The sequence below is a fragment of the Hydrogenophaga flava NBRC 102514 genome, from assembly GCF_001571145.1.
GTDB classification, from domain to species: Bacteria; Pseudomonadota; Gammaproteobacteria; order Burkholderiales; family Burkholderiaceae_C; genus Hydrogenophaga; species Hydrogenophaga flava.
Genome location: NZ_BCTF01000035.1, coordinates 1 through 17,220 on the forward strand (window position 1 = coordinate 1; position 17,220 = coordinate 17,220).

Sequence of the window (17,220 nt, forward strand, 5' to 3'; positions counted from 1 at the left end):
GCAGGGCCGTGGATTTGCGGTGGTGGCCGGCGAGGTGCGCACGCTGGCCCAGCGCAGCGCCGAGGCCGCCCGGGAGATCAAGGCGCTCATCGGAGCCAGCGTGGACAAGGTGGAGGCAGGGTCGCGCCTGGTCAACCAGGCCGGCGAGGCCATGCACGACATCGTCTCGCAGGTGCGCCGCGTGTCGGACCTGATCAGCGAGATCAGCGCGTCCACCATCGAACAGACCAGTGGCATCGGCCAGGTCAGCGATGCGGTGAGCCAGCTTGATCAGTCCACCCAGCAGAACGCGGCTCTGGTGGAGCAGAGCGCCGCTGCGGCGGCCAGCCTGCAGCAGCAGACCCACCGGCTGACCGAGGTGGTCAAGACCTTCCACCTCGGCGCCTGAGTCGGCGGTTTCAGAACAACTGGCTGATCACCGGTTCCGGCTCGGGCGCGCCCGATGGCGCCTGGGCCGCGGCCTGCCCGGCCGTCACCAGCTTGCCCACCCGCACGCCCAGCAGCCGGAAGCGCCGGGACAGGTCCACCCGCTTGAGGCACAGGCCCGCGTGCCGGCGGATCACCGCGGCGTCGGCGGTGGCCACGGCTATGGTGGTGTCGCGCGTGACCTTCTCGAAGTTGTCGAAGGTGATCTTGATGCCGATGGTGCGGCCGGTGTAGCCCTTGCGCTGCAGGTCGGCCGCCACCTGCTCGCACAGCCGGGTGAGCACGGCGCCCGCTTCGGCCCGGTCGCGCACCGCGTGCAGGTCGCGGTCGAAGGTGGTCTCGCGGCTCATGCTGACGGGCTCGCTCTCGGTTTCCACCGGCCGGTCGTCGCGGCCCCAGGCGGCGTCGTGCAGCCAGGCGCCGTAGCTCTTGCCGAAGGTCTCGACAAGCCAGTGCTTCTCGCGCGCCGCCAGCTCGCCAATGGTGTGGATGCCGTGGCTCTGCAGCTTCGCGTCGGCCTTGGGGCCGACGCCGTTGATCTTGCGGCAGGGCAGGGGCCAGATCATTCTTTCCAGGTCTTCCGGCCGCACGATGCTGATGCCATTGGGCTTGTTGAATTCGCTCGCCATCTTGGCCAGCAGCTTGTTGGGCGCCACGCCAATGGAGCAGGTCAAGCCGGTCGCCTGGAAGATGGATTTCTGGATCAGCCTCGCCAGCACCCGCCCGCCCTCGCGCTGGCCGCCGGGCACGTCGGTGAAGTCGATGTAGACCTCGTCCACGCCGCGGTCCTGCATCACCGGCGCGATCTCCAGGATGGTCTGCTTGAACAGGCGCGAGAGGCGCTTGACCTCCTCGAAGTCCACCGGCAGCAGGATCGCGTCGGGGCACAGCTTGGCCGCCTTCATCAGCCCCATGGCCGAGCCGACGCCGAACTGCCGCGCCGCGTAGGTGGCGGTGGTGGCCACGCCGCGTCCGGTGTAGTCCTTCAGGCGCGGGAAGAAGTCCACCGGGATGCGGTCCAGCGTGGCCGGTCCCCATTCCCGCTCGGGGTAGGTCTGGCGCAGGCGTTCGAACATCTCGGCCTCGCGCCGGCGCCCGCCGCCAATCACCATGGGCAGGCCCTTGAGCTGCGGGTAGCGCAGCAGCTCCACCGACGCGTAGAACGCGTCCATGTCGAGGTGGGCGATGCGGCGGGGACGGGGCGCTGGCTCGGTCACGGTGCAGCGAGCATAGCGCCGCGGCGCGGCCGAAACCGCCCCTCAGCGCGGCCCTTATATGGCCTTGTGCACCAGGGCGCCCTTGAACAGCCAGGGCAGGCGGGGGCCCTGGGTCTCGGGCACACCGCCCTTGTCCTCGACGCTGATCGCCAGCTCGGTCACGCCGGCCAGCGCCGCCTCCTGCGCGGGCAGCTGCAGGGTCTTGAACTTGCTCTCGATCACGCCCAGCGAGCGCGGGGGCTGGCCGTCCTTCACCGCCCACAGCTGCATGCTGTCCTCGCGGCCTTCCTTGACCTCGTTCAGGCGCTGCAGCTGCAGCACACCGGTCTGCGGGTCCATGGTCACCAGCATGGCTGCGGCGCCCTTGTCGTCCAGCAGCACCGCGATGTGGCGGATCTGCGGCACGTTGGCCACCTTGTCCTGCAGGTGGCCCACCTGCGCCTTGAGCTGCTCGTAGAGGCTGGCGCTGGCGGCCCAGCCCAGCATCAGCGCCAGCAGCAGGACGATGGCCAGCGCGCGCCACCACGGCGAGACGCGGCGGCTGGCGGGGGAGCGGGGGGTGTCGGTCTGGACAGTGTGCGGATCGTTCATGCCGGAAGTATGCCCGCGAGGGGACGGGGGGCTGCGGGCACGGCCAGACACTGCCGGCGGTACACTGCGCCGCAGTCTGAACGCCGTCCACCGCCTGCGGCGTGCGCATCCGTTGCTACAGAAGCGGTAGTCCTTCCTCCTTCACTGCCAGCCATGCAAGTTCTAGAAGTGGCGATCTGGTCTGCCATGGCGGGTGTCCTGCTGACGCTGGCCATGGCGGCCACACTCGACGTGGCCACCCGGCCCAGCGTTCCGTCGGCCCGCTCGTGGCTGAGTCTGGTGCTCACGGGCGGCGCCTGCATCCTGATGTCGGGCCTGCCCGAGGCGCTGTGGCCCGCCTGGAACCACATCGACTGGCTGCCGCTGAAGGCCACGATTGGTCCCTTGTGTGGCGCGCTGGCGATGACCTACCTCGGGCTGTGGTCGGGCCTGCGCCGCGAAGACCTGCTGGTGCGCCGCATCATGGGGCCGGGTGCGTCGGTGCTGATCACCGGCACCCTCGTGCTGCTGGGCCTGGTGGTGGCGGGTGTGCCGGCCGACACCGTGCTGTTGCTGACGGGTGCGGTCAACAGCCTGGCGGTGCTCATGGGGGTGCTGATCGCCGTGCGCAGCGTGACGCTGGGCGACCAGCTCTCGCGCTGGATGGTGCTGGCCTGCCTCTGCCTGGCCCAGATGACCGCCGGGCTCTATGCCAAGGGCCTGGGCATGGACATGGGCAACGCCTACTGGGCGCTCACCGCGTTGGCCACTGTCGGTTACTTCACCACCGTGGTGGTGCTGGTGCGCATGCGCAGCCGCCACTTCCGGCAGCTCCGGCGCCAGGCCGCCGGCCAGGTGCCCGCGATGGCCTCGGCCGCCCTGCCGGGCGGTGCCCATCTGGTGGCCCGGGTAGAGGACGCGCTCTGGCGCAGCCAGCGCATGGGCCGGCCCTGTCTCGTGGCCGCGGTGTCGGTGTCCAACCTGTACGCCTACCGCGAGTCGCCGGTCATGAACCCGGAGGGGGAAATCCTCGTGGCGCTGTCCGCGCGCATCCGCCAGTTGGTGGGCTTCCGCAACGTCGTGGGCCTGTACCACCAGCGCTGCTTCGTGCTGGCCATCTCGGCCGTGCAGGACCCGACGCGCGCCGAGCTGGTGACCGAACGCGTGCTGCGCGAACTGCGCATGTCGGTCAGCGTCGGGCCCGATCCGCTGTCGCTGCCGTTCCAGCCCGAGGTGGCCATCGGCGTGGTCGACGTGCCGGCCGGCACCGAAGAATCGGCCTCGGTCCGCATCATCAACCTGGCCGAACAGCTGGCCCTGCGCGCGCACGACGAGCCCGAACGGGCGCTGCGACGCAACTGGGTGCCGCGGCCGGACGCCCCGGTGGCGCTGTCGCCCTGGCTGGCCGAGACCCAGCCCGCCAGCCTCTGATTGCGGGGTGGCGCCCGCCGCCGCTGCGTCAAAACCCCTGCAGGCATGACATCCTGCACAGGTGGTGCGTGATCGTCCGCTGGTTACAGGGGACAATTTCTCATGAGCTCCCTGCCCCAGGACCCCGACAACACCGACTGGCCCTACAGCGGCAGTGAGCTGTCGCGCCAGGACCTGGGCCGGCTGATCTACGCCAGCATCTGCCAGGTCGACGGCCCGGTGCTCGACGAGATGCGCCGCATCCGCGAGCACGCGGTGGTCAACAACCAGGAGCACAACATCCGCGTCGCGCTGATGCACCGCTGCGGCTGGTTCGTCGAGTGGATCGAGGGGCCACCCGACGGCATCCAGGCACTGATGGAGCGCGTCGCGCTCGACCCGCGCCACCGCAGTCTGCGGGTGGTGCACGAGAGCGTGGGCAAGCCGCGGCTGTTCAAGCCCTGGATCGGCTCCATCGCCGAGGCCACCGAGAGCACCGGCGAGTTCGCGCGCCGCGTGATGGCGCTGCACGAGCGCCACCAGAAGGGCAAGGGCTACGAGCCGGCCAGCGTCTGGCGCAGCCTGTGTTCACCGCTGCCGGGCCATGTCGAGGTGGCCGCCGCGAGCGAGGGCCGTTACCAGCGGGTGATGATGATGTCGGCCGCCCGCACCGACGCCTTCGACCTGCTGCACTGGCTGGCCACCCGCGAAAAGCGGGCGGTGGTGCATCGGCGTTTTGCCGGTGCGGCGCGCGACGCGCTGGACGTGGAAAGCGACTACCTCGACCTGCCGCAACAGGCCGCGGCCGGGCGGCGGCTGATCGCCAACGCCCGCAAGGGGCTGGCGATGGGCATGACGCACGCCTTCCTGCCCGACTACGCGGCCCTTGTCATCGTGCTGGACACCGACCCCGAGCGCAACGAACACCTGCTGGACCGGTTGCTGACCGCCTCCCAGCACGTGGCCCACCAGCCGGTCATCGTGGGCCTGGGGGCCGACAGCTGGTTCAGCGACTCGCTGCGCAGCACCACCGAAGCGCGCGGCCTGCGCTGGGTCGAGGCGCGCACCGGCGACCGGGCCCACGACATGGCCACCCTGTGGTGGGCTCTGAAACGAGTCCTCGACGCGCTGACCTGAAACCGCTCAGGCTGTCGGGTAGGTGCCCGGCAGCAGGATGGATTTGTCGACGTTCTGGATGTTGGTGTGGCCGCAGAAGGCCATGGTGATGTCCAGCTCCTTGTGGATGATCTGCAGCGCCTTGAGCACGCCTTCTTCACCCATCGCGCCCAGGCCATAGACCATGGCGCGGCCGATCATGGTGCCGCGTGCGCCAAGCGCCCAGGCCTTGAGCACGTCCTGCCCGCTGCGAATGCCGCCGTCCATCCAGACCTCGATCCGGTCACCCACGGCCGCCACGATGGCCGGCAGCGCCTCGATGCTGCTGGGCGCGCCGTCGAGCTGGCGGCCGCCGTGGTTGCTCACCACGATGGCGTCGGCGCCGCTCTGCACCGCCAGCTTCGCGTCTTCCACGTCCATGATGCCCTTGAGGATCAGCTTGCCGCCCCACTGCTGTTTGACCCATGCCACGTCTTCCCACGACAGCGTCGGGTCGAACTGCTCGTTGGTCCACGAGGCCAGCGACTTCATGTTGGTCACTGCCTTCACGTGGCCCACCAGGTTGCCGAAGCTGTGGCGCTTCGTGCCCGCCATGCCGAGACACCAGCGCGGCTTGGTCATCAGGTTGATGATGTTGGCGATGGTGGGGCGGGGCGGCGCGGTCAGGCCGTTCTTCAGGTCCTTGTGGCGCTGGCCGATCACCTGCAGGTCCAGCGTCAGCACCAGCGCGCTGCACTTGGCCACCTTGCAGCGCTGGATCATGCGGGCCATCGCCTCGCGGTCGCGCATCATGTAGAGCTGGAACCAGAACGGCGCCGTGGTGTTGGCCGCAATGTCTTCGATGGAGCAGATGCTCATGGTGGACAGCGTGAACGGAATGCCGAAGCGCTCGGCCGCCTTGGCCGCCTTGATCTCGCCATCCGCGCTCTGCATGCCGGTCAGGCCCACGGGCGCGATGCACACCGGCATCTTCACGTCCTGGCCCACCATCTTGGTGGCGGTGGTGCGGTTCTCCATGTTCACCGCCACGCGCTGGCGCAGCTTGATCTTCTGGAAGTCGTCGCTGTTGGCGCGGTAGGTACCCTCGGTCCACGAGCCGGAATCGGCGTAGTCGTAGAACATGCGCGGCACGCGCTTTTCGGCCAGTACGCGCAGGTCTTCGATGTTGGTGATCACGGGCATGGGTTGTCTCCGGGGTGGGCTTGAATGCACCGGATCGTAGCGGCGCAGCCCGCCGCCGCACATTGAAAACCGCTTTTCGGTTTTGAAATTTGCTGCGCAGCCGGGCCGGCTCAGCCTTGCGCCGGCCTGGACGGCAGCGTGGCGACGATGGTGGTGCCCGCGCCTGGCGCGCTGTCCACCCGCAGCTCGCCGCCGTGCGATTCCACCCGCACGCGCATGCCCAGCAGCCCGTGGCGGCCGTGCGGCACGCGCTGCGGGTCGAAGCCCTTGCCGTTGTCGTGCACGCTCAGCCGCACCGTGGCGCCATCGGCCTGCAGGCGCACCCGGGCCTCGGTGCAGCCGGCGTACTTGCCGATGTTGGTCAGCGACTCCTGCGCGATGCGGTAGAGCGCGAGCTGCGCCGGCTTGTCCAGGGCCACGTCCTGCAGCTCGGCGTGCACCGGCTTGTCCAGCCGCTCGCCCATCTCGCGGCACAGGATCTCCAGCGCCTGCACCAGGCCCAGCTGCGTCAGCGCGGACGGGTGCAGGTCCTCGATGATGCGGCGCTTGAGGGCGATGCCCTCGCCCAGCCGGGCCTCGATCGCCTGGATGCGCTCGACCGTCTTGGGTGGGAGGTCGGGCTGGCGGCGCAGACGGGCGAAGTCCAGCTTCATCGACGTCAGCAGCCCGCCCATCTCGTCGTGCAGTTCGCGGGCGATGTGGGCGCGCTCGTCCTCCCGGGCGTTGACCAGGTGGGTGGCCATTTCGGTCAGCTCGGCGGTGCGTTCCTTCACCCGGGCCGCCAGACGCTGTCCTTCTTCGAGCATCTGCCGGTCGCCCCGGTGCAGCTGACGCTGGAACAGGAACAGGCCGAGCATGGTGGCCAGCGCCAGCAGGTGCACCGCCACGCGGTTGATCATCAGCGCGTCGTACAGGTTGACGCGCGCCGTCTGCTGCACGGCAGCCGTCTGTTCCAGCACCTCGGCAAAGGCCTGGCGCAGGGCGTTGCGCCGCTCCAGGCTGGCGCTGCTGGCGGCGGCGGCGATGGCCGGGGCGCGCTCGCCGCGCGCCACCATGTCCATCCAGGAATCGGTGGTGCGGACGTGTTCGTCGATCAGGCGCTCGATCGGCTCCACCGACACCGTTTCCTCCGGCACTTCCCGAGTGAGCAGGGCGAAGGCGCTGTCCTTGACCACGTGCAGCTCCTCCACCGCCGCGCGGTAGCGGGCCGCCTCCTGGGGGCTGGCGGTGAGGATGTAGGAGCGTGCATACAGGCCCACCTCGGTGAGCCGCTGCAGCGTCTCGGCCGACTTCACCCGGGCGTCGGTGAGCGCGATGCCGTTGTCCAGCGTGGCTTCGGAGTGCTGGTAGGCGCTCTCGTTGACCACCATGCCGAACACCCCCAGGGCGATCACGATGGGCATGGTGTAGCGGCCACGGGCGGCCACTTCAAAACGGTTGCGGATGCGGTGCACGCGCTCGGTGTCGGGTGTGAGGCTGGGGGGCGGGGGCATGCGGCAGTCTCAGACCTCGGCCAGCTTGTCGCAATAGTCGATCAGGGCGTCCAGGTCGCGGGACTTGTCGAACACCTCGGCCGCGCCCAGCGCCAGACAGCGCCGCCGCACCTCGGGGGTGGCGAAGTTGGAGAGCACCACGCGCTGGGCGCGCATCTGCATGCCCTGCGCCGCCTCCAGCACACCCAGGCCGCTGCCGGCGGCCAGGAAGATGTCCACGATCACCAGGTCCAGGTCGGTGGCATGTTCGTGCAGCCCGCGCACCGCGGCCTCCTCGGACGGCGCAGACCCCACGATCCGGACGCTGGTCAGTTCCTCCAGGGTCGCGACCAGGTTGCTGAGGATGGTGGGGTTGTCTTCGACGATGAATGCGCTGAGGGTCGGCATGGAACACGGGCCTGGAAAGTCCTGCAACGATAGCCACTGTGCGTGGCCACCGCTGTAGGACGTGTCTGACACACTTTATTTCACGATGATGTCGTTGGTCACACGCGAGACACCTTTCACGTTGGCCGCGATGGTTTCGGCCTGGTCGCGCTCGGCGCTGTTCTTGGCGAAGCCCGAGAGCTGCACCACGCCCTTGAGCGTTTCCACCTTGATGGACATGGCGCTGACGGTCGGGTCTTCGGCGAAGCGTGCCTTGACCTGGGTGGTGATGGTGGTGTCGTCGATGTAGGACCCCACGGTCTGCTGGTCGCGCGCCACGGCACAGCCGGTGATGGTGACGGTGCCCAGCGCGAGGGCCGAGGCGAGGGCGATGGTCTTGAACATGTGGATCTCCTGGGTGTTGGGGTGATCGGTGGTGGGCTCAGGGTCAGCCCTGGCCGCCCACCACCAGCTTGTTCTGGACATCGGTCACGCCTTCGACGGCCTTGGCCAGCGTGGTGGCGCGGTCGGCGGCTTCGGCGGTGGGCGCCGGGCCGGTCAGCGACACCACGCCCTGCACGGTGTCGACCTCGATCTTGAGGGCGCTGAGCTGGTCGTCCGCGGCCAGCGCCGCCTTGACCTTGGTGGTGATGGTCATGTCCGTCGCCGTGGTGGCCACGGACTGGACGGCCTGTTCACCTTCGCGCTTGATGTCTGCAGCAGTGCTCTCCATGTCCTGCTTGGCCTGCTGCGCGGCCTGCTCGGTGCTGTTGATGGCGCCGTCGATCTTCTGGCCGACCGTGGCGTCTTCCTGTTGGCCGCAGGCGGTCAGCGACAGCAGGACGGCGGTGGTGGCGATGACCACTTGTGCTCGGTTGGAAAGTTTCATCTCGTGCTCCTTGAATGGGTTGGCGGAAGGCCGGGCCTCTGCGTGGACCGACCCGGAACAGCCAGGGCGAAGGACTCGCCGCGCTGTGTGGTCACTGTAGAAAACGCAGCGCCCGCGGACTGTCGGTCGGGCCCCTGTGCCGCTGTAGGACATCGCCCCGCCCGGCTGTCGGAGGGGTGTAGGAACTGTCTGACGGACAGGGCTGCGACCCCGCGCTACATTGGTCGAGCCGCCTGCGGGCGGCACGCACGAGAGACCCCAGGACACAAGGAGAACGCATGATCCGGATTGGCATCGTCGACGACCACGCGGTGGTGAGGGCCGGGCTGCGGCAGTACCTGGCCGACCACGTGGACCTGCGCGTCACGGGCGAAGCCACCAACGGCGCCGAGGCGCTGGAGCTGGCCCGTTCTGGCGAGGTGGACGTGCTGCTGCTGGACATTTCCATGCCCGACCAGAGCGGTGTGGATGCACTCAAGGCCATCAAGACCCGCTTCCCCGACCTGGCCGTGCTCATCCTCAGCGGCTTCCCCGAGGCGCACTACGCCACCAACCTGCTGCGCGTGGGCGCCAGCGGCTACCTGAACAAAGAGTGCGAGCCGGACGAGATCGTGCTGGCCATCCGCACCGTGTCCATGGGCCGCAAGTACATCAGCCAGGCGGTGGCCACGCTGCTGGCCGAAGGTGTGGCCGGCGGCCTGGACCGGCCGCCGCACGAGCTGCTGTCCGAGCGCGAGCTGCAGGTGTTCCTGCGGCTTGCCAAGGGCGAGACCATCGGCGCCATGGCCGAGGCGATGTTCCTGAGCGTGAAGACGGTGAGCACCTACCGCACCCGTGTGCTGGAAAAACTCAAGCTCTCCAGCAACAGCGAACTCACCTACTACGCGATGACCAACGGCCTGATCCAGTGAGCCCGCTGGCGCCGGCCGGCCTCAGGGGCCGTCGGCGTGCGGTGGGGGTGGTGCGGGTGATGGGGGCGGGCTCCGGTCCTGGCCCCTGTCTTTGAGCCAGGCCGTGAGCGCCCCCAGCAGGGCCAGCTGCACCGGCGCCTGCGCCAGCTGTTGCCACAGCATGCGGCCCACGCGGTGGGGCAGGTCGCGGGTCTGGCGGCGCAGCGAGTGCGCCACCCAGGGCCGGGCCATCATCAAGGCGCCGCCCACGGCGGCAGCCGCCGCCAGACTGGCCCAGGGGTGCCGGCGCACCACCGGCTTCACCTCGTCGGCCAGGGTGCCCGCCACCAGCTCCACCGACGCGTGCCAGGGCTGGCGCGTCCACCAGCGGCGCGCCAGCGCACGCGCGGTGCGCCAGGCGGCCCGGGGCAGGCCGTCGCGCTGGGCGCGGGCCATCAGGACATTCATCAGAGAAGCCACCAGGCCCACGGCACCCGCATCACCGGCGGCTGCGTGAGCGCCACGGTCCGACGGCGCCGGGTACAGCCGCTGGATCAGCTGCGTGCGCGAGGCGTCCAGACGCGCCAGCGCCAGCGCCTTGCGCTGGGCGGCCGTCGGCGGGCGTTCGGGCGAAGGGGGTTGCGGGTTCATTCTTCGTCCAGGATGCGCAGCGTCGCCAGGTCCTGCGCCATTTGCTGGCGCAGGGCGGCGAAGGGTGGCGACTTTTCCAGGCGGTGCGCTCGCCAGGCGAGCAGGGCCGCCAGCAGCAGCGGCACCGCGGGGATGACCACCAGCAGCCAGGGCATGGGCATGGCCTGCAGCGGCACCACGGCCGCGGCGATCCCCGCCACACCCGCCAGGCCCAGGGCGAGCACCGCCAGCAGGGCGGCGGCGCTGTTCAGCCCGGCACGGTGCTTCCACTGCGTGCCCCACTCGTCCAGCTCGGCCGAGGCGAGGTCCACATAGGCGTCGGCGTGTTCCAGCACCAGGCCGGGCTGCCGCGCCAGGGCCATGAAGGCGGGGTGTATCACCGTGCGGGCCCTGGCCGGTGTCAGTAGCGCTCGCTGCGGCGGCGAGCGGCCCAGGTCACCAGCAGCGTGGCCGCGGCGCCCGCGGCGGCGGCCATCAGCAGGGCCTTGGCGGGTTCCTGGCGCACGTAGTCGGTGGTGCGCTCACCCACCTCGTGGGCCTTGTTGGCCACCACCGTGCCGGCGGCGCGCGCCTTGTCGATGCCCGCACGGGCCAGGTCTTCGGCGCGGTGGGCGGCGCGGTTCAGGTGCACCGGCACGGCGTCGCGCACCTGGCGCAGGCCGGCCTGGATGCTGGCTTCCGCCTCGGCCGCGGCGCGGCGCGAATCGCTCATCAGCTCATCAGCCCGGTCGGCCGTGCGGGCCACGGCCTGCTGTGCGGTGTCCACACCGGCTTCGATCATGTCCTGGGCGTTGTCCATGGCGGTCTTGACTTTGGTGCTCATAGGAATCTCCTGTGGTTGAAGGGAAGGGGATGGAAGGGAATGAAACCGGGCGGTGTGAACGCCCGTCAGCGCTTGAAAAGTCCGAAGACGAAGGTGGCCGCGGCCATGATCAGGAACACGAAGAACAGAGTCTTCGCGATGCCGGCGGCGCTGGCGGCGATGCCACCAAAGCCCAGCACGGCTGCGATCAGTGCGATCACGAAGAACACAACGGCGTAATGCAGCATGGCGATCTCCTGGTTGGTTACCGCAGCGCCACGGCTGCGATGGATTCAGTGTGCGCGCGGGTCGCGGGCGCCGGTGTCGGCCAATGTCAGCGCGGCGTGTAGGACGGAGCCGACACCGCCTGGCGCGGCGGTGCGCTGCTGAACAGCACGTCCAGGAAACGCAGCGGCGCCAGGTGCCGGCCCATCACCACCAGACACACCGTCAGCGGCGTGGCCAGCACCAGCCCCACCGGCCCCCACAGCAGCGCCCAGAACGCGGCCGAGAGCAGCACCGCCAGCGGCGAGACGCCGGTGGAGCCTCCGTAGGCCAGGGGCTCCACCACGTTGTTGCTGACCAGCTCCAGCGTGGCGATCAGGCCCAGCGTCCACAGCACCATCGACCAGCCGGGGTCGACCGCGAACGCCAGCACCAGCGGGAACACCGCACCCAGCGCCGGCCCCAGGTAGGGCACGAAGCGCAGCACCGTGGCCAGGCCGCCCCACAGCCAGGCACCCGGCACCCCGATGCACCACAGCCCCAGGGCCATGGGCACGCCATAGCCCAGGTTCACCATCAGCTGCGCGGTGAGGTAGCGGCTCACGCGCCGGCCCGACTCCGTCAGCGCCTCGGCCATGCGCGGCGTGTCGCCGCCCAGCAGCCGCAGCAGGCGGTCGCGCAGCTCGGCGCGCTGCAGCAGCATGATCACCGCCAGGATCAGCACGAAGGCCACCGTGGCCAGCTGCACGCCCACCGTCATCACCAGGTCGATGGTGCGTTCGCTGCTGCTGCGGGTTTCCACCGCCACCTGTTGCACCTTGGGCGCTGCGGTGCCCGGGGGCTCGAACGCGCGCGTGGTGGTCTCGACCTCGCGCGCCACCATGTCCATCAGCCGCGTCACCTCCCGCGTGGTGCCCGAGGGCGTCAGCGCCGGCCGCAGCTCGCGCAGTTTCTTCTGGATGTTCTGGCGGTGGGTGGGCAGCTCCTGCCCGAGTTCGCCCACCTGCACGGTCGCCACGGCCGTTGCGCCCAGCAGCCCGGCCACAGCCATCGTCATCACCACCCCAACCGCCAGACCCCGCGGCAGCCGGAGGCGCTGCAGCCAGTTCACCGCCGGGTCGAGCGCGAACGCCAGCAGCGCCGCCAGCGCCAGCGGAATCAGCAGCGCCTTGCCGAAGTGCAGGCCCAGGATGCCGAGCGCCAGCGCCGCGCCGCAGAGCACGAAGCGCTGCACGCCGGGCATCACCGGCTGGGTGGGGGCCGGTGTGGTGGAAATGACCGTGGGGGGAATGTTCATGGCAAGGGTCCGGAGGTCGCAGGTGACCGGATGTTCCGGTCGCCGGCCGCGTCGGCTTGTCGGCCGCACCCGCGCCGCCGTGTCGGACAGCGCCGACACCGCGGCCGCATGCCTTGCCCGGGGGAATGTGGTGCCCGACGCCGTCTTGGAAGCGCCAGGGGCGCGGCGTATCATGGTTTTGCAGGCCGTCGTCCGCAACGGAGGAACCCCATGGTGCAGCGTTTTTCGAAGCAGCTTGTCCAATCCCTTCAACCCCTGGCGGCGGTCGCCGCGCTGGCGTGCGCACCGCTGGCGGCACAGGCCCAGACCGCACCCACCCAGCTCTGGATCGACCTGTCCACCTCCACCATGACCGGCATGCCCGAGTTCATGCAGGGCGGCGTGGGCGGCGTCATCAGCGGGCTGTTCGGTGGCGGCAAGGGCGGTGGCGGCTCGCACGTCTATGGCCACGCCAGCGGCCGCTTCATCCAGCAGGGCAGCCAGCCGGGCCTGACCGGCGCCTTCCCGCCCAGCCGCGTGATCGACGTGGCGCTCTACAACCCGCGCAAACCCGGCACCGAGGCCGCGCTCTTCGTGCCGCTGACCATGGGCATGGGCGAGTCGCTGCCGCTCGTGCCGCCCAGCCCCAGCTTCAAGGAAGCGGGCGAGGGCGGCCCGACCGAGGTGCCCGAGATCAAGGGCCGCATCCTCATCTACTGGGGCTGCGGCGAGGCGGTGCGCGCCGGCCAGCCCAAGGTCATCAACCTCTCCAACAACCCGGCGGCGTGGGCGGGTGCGCTGGCCGGCCGCATGGCGCCCGAGCGCGCCGCCCGCGTGGGCGCGCAGCACGCGCTCTACCCGAACGAGAAGAACACGGTGAACCCCAAGGCCGACACCTCTCTGCAGGGCGTGCACCAGGTGCGCGGCGAGGGCGTGCCCGAGTCGATGCAGTTCACCCTGGCCGAGCGGCAGGACCTGATGCCCGCCATCCAGTTGCAGCAGCAGGGCGACCCGGCGCAGAGCATCCGCCTGTCCTGGCAGCCGGTGCCGCGCGCGGCCGCCTACCACCTGCACGCCATGGGCATGGCGGGCGATGACATGGTGCTCTGGTCCAGCGCCGACAACGGCGACGCGGGTCTGGGCCTGTTCGATTACCTCACCGAGACCACGGCCACCAAGTGGGTGAAGGACAAGGTGCTGCTCTCGCCCGAAACCACGCAGTGCGCCGTGCCCCAGGGCATCTTCGCGGGCGGGCAGGGCGGCGGCGGCCGGGCCGAGGCGGGCGGCGCCATGCTGCGCATGATTGCCTACGGCCCCGAGAGCCACTTCAGCCACCCGGTGCGCCCGCCCAAGGCACCGAACAACTGGCAGCCCGAGTGGGCGGTGCGCGTGCGCGCCAAGAGCCAGACCATGGCAATGCTCGGCATGGACATGGCGGGCATGGCCAGCGGCCGCGACAGCGCGCCGGCACCGGAAGAAAAGCCCTCGGGCGGTCTGCCCGGCGCGGCCGGCAGCATCCTGCGCGGCATCTTCGGGCGCTGACGGAATCGCCCCGCGGGGCTCAGGCCGTCAGGCCACGCGCCCGCTCGGCCTCGTCCAGCGGCTCCAGCCAGCCGAACTGCTGCTCCAGCACCGCCAGCGTCGCCTCCGAGGCGTCCCGGCCAGAGGCCTGGCGCGCGCTGATGCGCCGCCGCAGCTCGTCCGCGGGCGCCTCGCAGGCCAGGATGTGGAAGGGGCAGCCCTCGGCCTGCGCCAGCTCGGCGAACGAGCGCCGCTCGGCCTCGCGCAGAAAGGCCGCGTCCACCACCACCGACCAGCCGTCCTGCAGCAGCATGCGGGCGCGTGCGCGCAGCGAGGCGTAGGTCTCTTCGTTCGCTTCCTTGCGGTACAGGCCCTCGTGAAGACCTGAGCCGCTGGTGGCCAGCGCGCTCATCCCGTGCAGGCGCTTGCGCTCCACGTCCGAGCGCAGGCGGATCGCGCGGCCACTCGCCTCGCTCTGCAGCCAGCGGCCCGAGGCCCAGGTCTTGCCGCTGCCCGACAGGCCGTGGGTGATGACCAGCTGCGGCGCGGGCGGGTGGGCGATGTCCTGCGCCAGCGCGAGGTAGCGCCGCGCTTCGGCCAGGTGCTCATCCGCTTCTGGTGAGCCGGCCAGCTGCCCCGCCCGGATCGCTGCGATCTTGGCGCGCACGGCTGCCCGGTAGCTCGCGAAAAAGCCCCAGACGGTGTGTGCCGACACGTCGCCGCTGGCGTCGGTCCACTCGCTCAGCAGCACGTTCGCCAGCCCCGGCTGGCCGTGGTCCAGCAGGTCCATCCAGCAGAACGCCATGTCGTTGGCCACATCGATCCAGCGCAGCTCGTCGTTGAACTCGATGGCGTCGAAGGGCAGCACCTCGTCTTCGATCAGCACCAGGTTCGCCAGGTGCAGGTCGCCGTGCCCCTCGCGCACGCGTTCCTTCTGGCGCCGCCGCGACAGCAGGGGTTCGATGGCCACAAAGCGCTGCTCCGTCCAATCGCTGAGCGACTGCACCAGCGCCGCGTCGGCCGGGTCCTTGAGCAGGGTGCGCAGGGTACCGAAGTTGTCGCGCGGCCAGCGCATGGCCGCGGTGGCGTGGCTCCAGGACTGGGTCTTGCCGGCCACCGCCGCGCGGGCCTGGAACGCCGCCATGCGCCGCGCCAGCCCCCCCATGTGTTCCGCCGTCAGTTCCCCGCGCCGGCACACATGGTCCAGCCGCGCCGCTTCGTCGAAGCGCCGCATCTGCACCGCGTATTCGATGGCTGGCTGCCCGTCGCCCGCCGCGCCCCAGTGCGGGTTGTCGGGTGTGCCGACGATGGGCCACACGCCCAGGTACAGGTGGGTGGCCGGCCGGTCGTGCTGCTGGAAGCGCCTGTTCACCCGGATCTCGGTCTCGCAGGCGTGGCGCCGCGCGCCCAGGGTGCCGAAGTCCATGAACGGGAAACGCACCGGCTTCTTGATCTTGTAGGCGAATTCGCCCGCCAGCAGCACCCAGGCGCCGTGCGTCTGCACCAGCTCGACGCGGTCGACCGGGTGCGGGTAGCGCGCCGGCTGCATCAGCGCGGCAATCAGGGGCGGGACAGGCTCGGACATGAAGCCACTGTATCGTTTTGCCAGTACACCAAGGAGACAAGAGGAGACCTCATGAACCTCGCCCACCTGCTGTTGCGCAAATCCCTCGAACACCCCGACCGCCCCGCCATCTTCAACGGCACACAGGCAGTGGCCACCCACCAACAGTGGGCCATGCGTGCTGAGAGAGTGGGTGCTCACCTGTGTGCAGCAGGCCTGCAGCCCGGCGACCGCGTGGTGCTGTTCATGCGCAATCACCCGCGCTACTTGGAACTGCTGTTCAGCGCCTGGTGGGCCGGGCTGGTGGCGGTGCCGGTGAACGCCAAGCTGCACCTCAAGGAAGTGCAGTGGATCGTGGAGAACGCCGGGGCGCGCTGGGCCTTCGTCACCTCGGACATCGTGCCCGACCCGGCGGCACTCACGGGGCTGGACGGTGTGATGGACGTGGACAGCGCCGAATGCGACGCCTGGATCAACGTGGACCCAGGGAAGGGCGAAGGCCACCTATATATAGAGGAGCGCGCCCCCGACGACACCGCCTGGCTGTTCTACACCAGCGGCACCACCGGCCGGCCCAAGGGCGTGATGATCACGCACCGCAACCTGCTCACCATGGGGCTGGGCTACTTCAACGACGTCGATCACGTCGCCCCGCAGGACGCCATCGCCTACGCCGCGCCCATGTCGCACGGGGCCGGCCTCTACGCCCTCCCGCACCTCATGGCCGGCGCGCGGCACGTGGTGCCCGCTTCGGGCGGCTTCGACGCGGCCGAACTGTTCGAGCTCGGCAGACAGCTGGGGCCCCTCTCGCTGTTCGCAGCCCCGACCATCGTCAAACGCATCGTCGACGAGGCCGAGGCGCAGGGCCTCACGCCCGAACAGTGCGGCCAGAGCTTCAAGACCATCGTCTACGGCGGCGCGCCCATGTACGCCGCCGACATCCGCCGCGCGCTGCGCACCATGGGCCCGCGCTTCGTGCAGATCTACGGCCAGGGCGAAAGCCCCATGACCGGCACCGCCCTCAGCCGCGCCCACCTGGCCGACACCGCGCACCCGCGGCACGAAGCACGCATCGCCTCCGTCGGCGTGGCGCAGACCCCCGTGCGCATCCGCGTCGCGGGGCCCGACGGGCAGGCGCTGCCCGTGGGCGGGGTGGGTGAAGTGCTGATCCGCGGCGACAGCGTCATGGCCGGCTACTGGCGCAACCCCGAGGCCACCCAGGAGGCCATCCGAGACGGCTGGCTGTGGACCGGCGACATGGGCGCACTCGACGCCGACGGCTTCCTGACCCTCAAGGACCGCAGCAAGGACCTCATCATCAGCGGCGGCAGCAACATCTACCCGCGCGAGGTGGAAGAGGTGCTGCTCAACGCGCCCGGCGTGGCCGAAGTGGCGGTGGTCGGCGCGCCCGATACCGAGTGGGGCGAAATCGTGGTGGCCTTCGTGGTGCCGCAGCCGGGGGCGGCGCTGGATGCAACGGCGCTCGATGCCTTCTGCCTGGACCAGATCGCCCGCTTCAAGCGGCCCAAGCGGTATGAGTTTGTCGAGGCGTTGCCGAAGAACAACTATGGGAAGGTGTTGAAGACAGTGTTACGGCAGAAGTAGTCGGAATCTGGCTGGCA

Annotated in this window: 19 protein-coding genes; 6 read left to right on the plus strand and 13 right to left on the minus strand. The window is 70.1% G+C overall.

Annotation, left to right across the window (positions count from 1 at the left end):
• On the plus strand, positions 1 to 388 hold a 388-nt coding region (locus HFL01S_RS22345), incomplete at its 5' end, for a methyl-accepting chemotaxis protein (RefSeq protein WP_245644894.1).
• 10 nt (positions 389 to 398) lie between these two features.
• Here the strand turns inward: HFL01S_RS22345 and HFL01S_RS22350 are convergent.
• Together HFL01S_RS22350 and HFL01S_RS22355 are read right to left on the minus strand one after the other, a co-directional pair.
• A complete protein-coding gene (locus HFL01S_RS22350) occupies positions 399 to 1,598 on the minus strand; it encodes a Y-family DNA polymerase (protein ID WP_066262985.1) in 1,200 nt (399 codons plus the stop codon).
• A 99-nt stretch (positions 1,599 to 1,697) separates the two neighbouring features.
• The gene (locus HFL01S_RS22355) at positions 1,698 to 2,234 is read right to left on the minus strand and encodes an anti-sigma factor domain-containing protein (RefSeq protein ID WP_066262987.1); all 537 of its coding nucleotides are present in this window, start codon (positions 2,232 to 2,234) and stop codon (positions 1,698 to 1,700) included.
• A 153-nt stretch (positions 2,235 to 2,387) separates the two neighbouring features.
• On the opposite strand from HFL01S_RS22355, the gene HFL01S_RS22360 reads away from it, so the two are divergent.
• Positions 2,388 to 3,644, plus strand: a complete 1,257-nt coding sequence (locus HFL01S_RS22360; protein ID WP_157539042.1) for a hypothetical protein — start codon at positions 2,388 to 2,390, stop codon at positions 3,642 to 3,644.
• Positions 3,645 to 3,746: 102 nt separating this feature from the next.
• Positions 3,747 to 4,760, plus strand: a complete 1,014-nt coding sequence (locus HFL01S_RS22365; RefSeq protein WP_066262992.1) for a BLUF domain-containing protein — start codon at positions 3,747 to 3,749, stop codon at positions 4,758 to 4,760.
• A gap of 6 nt (positions 4,761 to 4,766) precedes the next feature.
• Here the strand turns inward: HFL01S_RS22365 and HFL01S_RS22370 are convergent, their stop codons facing one another.
• The 5 genes from HFL01S_RS22370 to HFL01S_RS22390 form a co-directional block, all read right to left on the minus strand.
• Positions 4,767 to 5,921 (minus strand): alpha-hydroxy acid oxidase, encoded by a 1,155-nt coding sequence (locus HFL01S_RS22370; RefSeq protein WP_066262993.1) that lies wholly within the window; start codon positions 5,919 to 5,921, stop codon positions 4,767 to 4,769.
• Between the two features lie 110 nt (positions 5,922 to 6,031).
• Entirely contained in the window at positions 6,032 to 7,414 is a 1,383-nt protein-coding gene (locus tag HFL01S_RS22375) for a sensor histidine kinase (RefSeq protein ID WP_066262995.1), read from the minus strand.
• Between the two features lie 9 nt (positions 7,415 to 7,423).
• Positions 7,424 to 7,801 carry a response regulator gene (locus HFL01S_RS22380; RefSeq protein ID WP_066262997.1) on the minus strand — a complete coding sequence of 126 codons (378 nt, stop codon included), beginning with the start codon at positions 7,799 to 7,801 and terminating at the stop codon, positions 7,424 to 7,426.
• Positions 7,802 to 7,876: 75 nt separating this feature from the next.
• Complete coding sequence (locus HFL01S_RS22385) at positions 7,877 to 8,185, minus strand: BON domain-containing protein (RefSeq protein ID WP_066262999.1); 309 nt, start codon at positions 8,183 to 8,185, stop codon at positions 7,877 to 7,879.
• A 43-nt stretch (positions 8,186 to 8,228) separates the two neighbouring features.
• Positions 8,229 to 8,669, minus strand: coding sequence for a BON domain-containing protein (locus HFL01S_RS22390; RefSeq protein WP_084383571.1), 441 nt, complete (start codon positions 8,667 to 8,669; stop codon positions 8,229 to 8,231).
• 278 nt (positions 8,670 to 8,947) lie between these two features.
• Between HFL01S_RS22390 and HFL01S_RS22395 the strand changes: the two genes are divergently transcribed.
• Positions 8,948 to 9,580, plus strand: coding sequence for a response regulator (locus tag HFL01S_RS22395; RefSeq protein ID WP_066263004.1), 633 nt, complete (start codon positions 8,948 to 8,950; stop codon positions 9,578 to 9,580).
• Between the two features lie 21 nt (positions 9,581 to 9,601).
• Here HFL01S_RS22395 and HFL01S_RS22400 read toward each other — a convergent pair whose 3' ends face one another.
• From HFL01S_RS22400 to HFL01S_RS22415, 5 genes are all read right to left on the minus strand, one after another.
• Positions 9,602 to 10,210, minus strand: a complete 609-nt coding sequence (locus HFL01S_RS22400; RefSeq protein ID WP_066263006.1) for a hypothetical protein — start codon at positions 10,208 to 10,210, stop codon at positions 9,602 to 9,604.
• The gene (locus tag HFL01S_RS22405) at positions 10,207 to 10,572 is read right to left on the minus strand and encodes a phage holin family protein (protein ID WP_066263008.1); all 366 of its coding nucleotides are present in this window, start codon (positions 10,570 to 10,572) and stop codon (positions 10,207 to 10,209) included. Before HFL01S_RS22405 ends, HFL01S_RS22400 begins: the two co-directional genes overlap by 4 nt.
• Positions 10,573 to 10,610: 38 nt before the next feature.
• Entirely contained in the window at positions 10,611 to 11,033 is a 423-nt protein-coding gene (locus HFL01S_RS22410; protein WP_066263012.1) for a hypothetical protein, read from the minus strand.
• A gap of 65 nt (positions 11,034 to 11,098) precedes the next feature.
• Positions 11,099 to 11,260, minus strand: a complete 162-nt coding sequence (locus HFL01S_RS24865) for a DUF1328 domain-containing protein (RefSeq protein ID WP_084383572.1) — start codon at positions 11,258 to 11,260, stop codon at positions 11,099 to 11,101.
• Between the two features lie 86 nt (positions 11,261 to 11,346).
• Positions 11,347 to 12,534 (minus strand): AI-2E family transporter, encoded by a 1,188-nt coding sequence (locus tag HFL01S_RS22415; protein ID WP_066263015.1) that lies wholly within the window; start codon positions 12,532 to 12,534, stop codon positions 11,347 to 11,349.
• A 210-nt stretch (positions 12,535 to 12,744) separates the two neighbouring features.
• Here HFL01S_RS22415 and HFL01S_RS22420 point away from each other — a divergent pair, with 210 nt between their 5' ends.
• Positions 12,745 to 14,055, plus strand: a complete 1,311-nt coding sequence (locus HFL01S_RS22420) for a hypothetical protein (protein ID WP_066263017.1) — start codon at positions 12,745 to 12,747, stop codon at positions 14,053 to 14,055.
• 19 nt (positions 14,056 to 14,074) lie between these two features.
• On the opposite strand, the gene HFL01S_RS22425 is transcribed toward HFL01S_RS22420, so the two are convergent.
• Complete coding sequence (locus HFL01S_RS22425) at positions 14,075 to 15,619, minus strand: bifunctional aminoglycoside phosphotransferase/ATP-binding protein (protein ID WP_066263020.1); 1,545 nt, start codon at positions 15,617 to 15,619, stop codon at positions 14,075 to 14,077.
• 51 nt (positions 15,620 to 15,670) lie between these two features.
• Between HFL01S_RS22425 and HFL01S_RS22430 the strand changes: the two genes are divergently transcribed.
• A complete protein-coding gene (locus HFL01S_RS22430; protein ID WP_066263021.1) occupies positions 15,671 to 17,203 on the plus strand; it encodes an AMP-binding protein in 1,533 nt (510 codons plus the stop codon).
• Positions 17,204 to 17,220 lie beyond the last annotated feature (17 nt).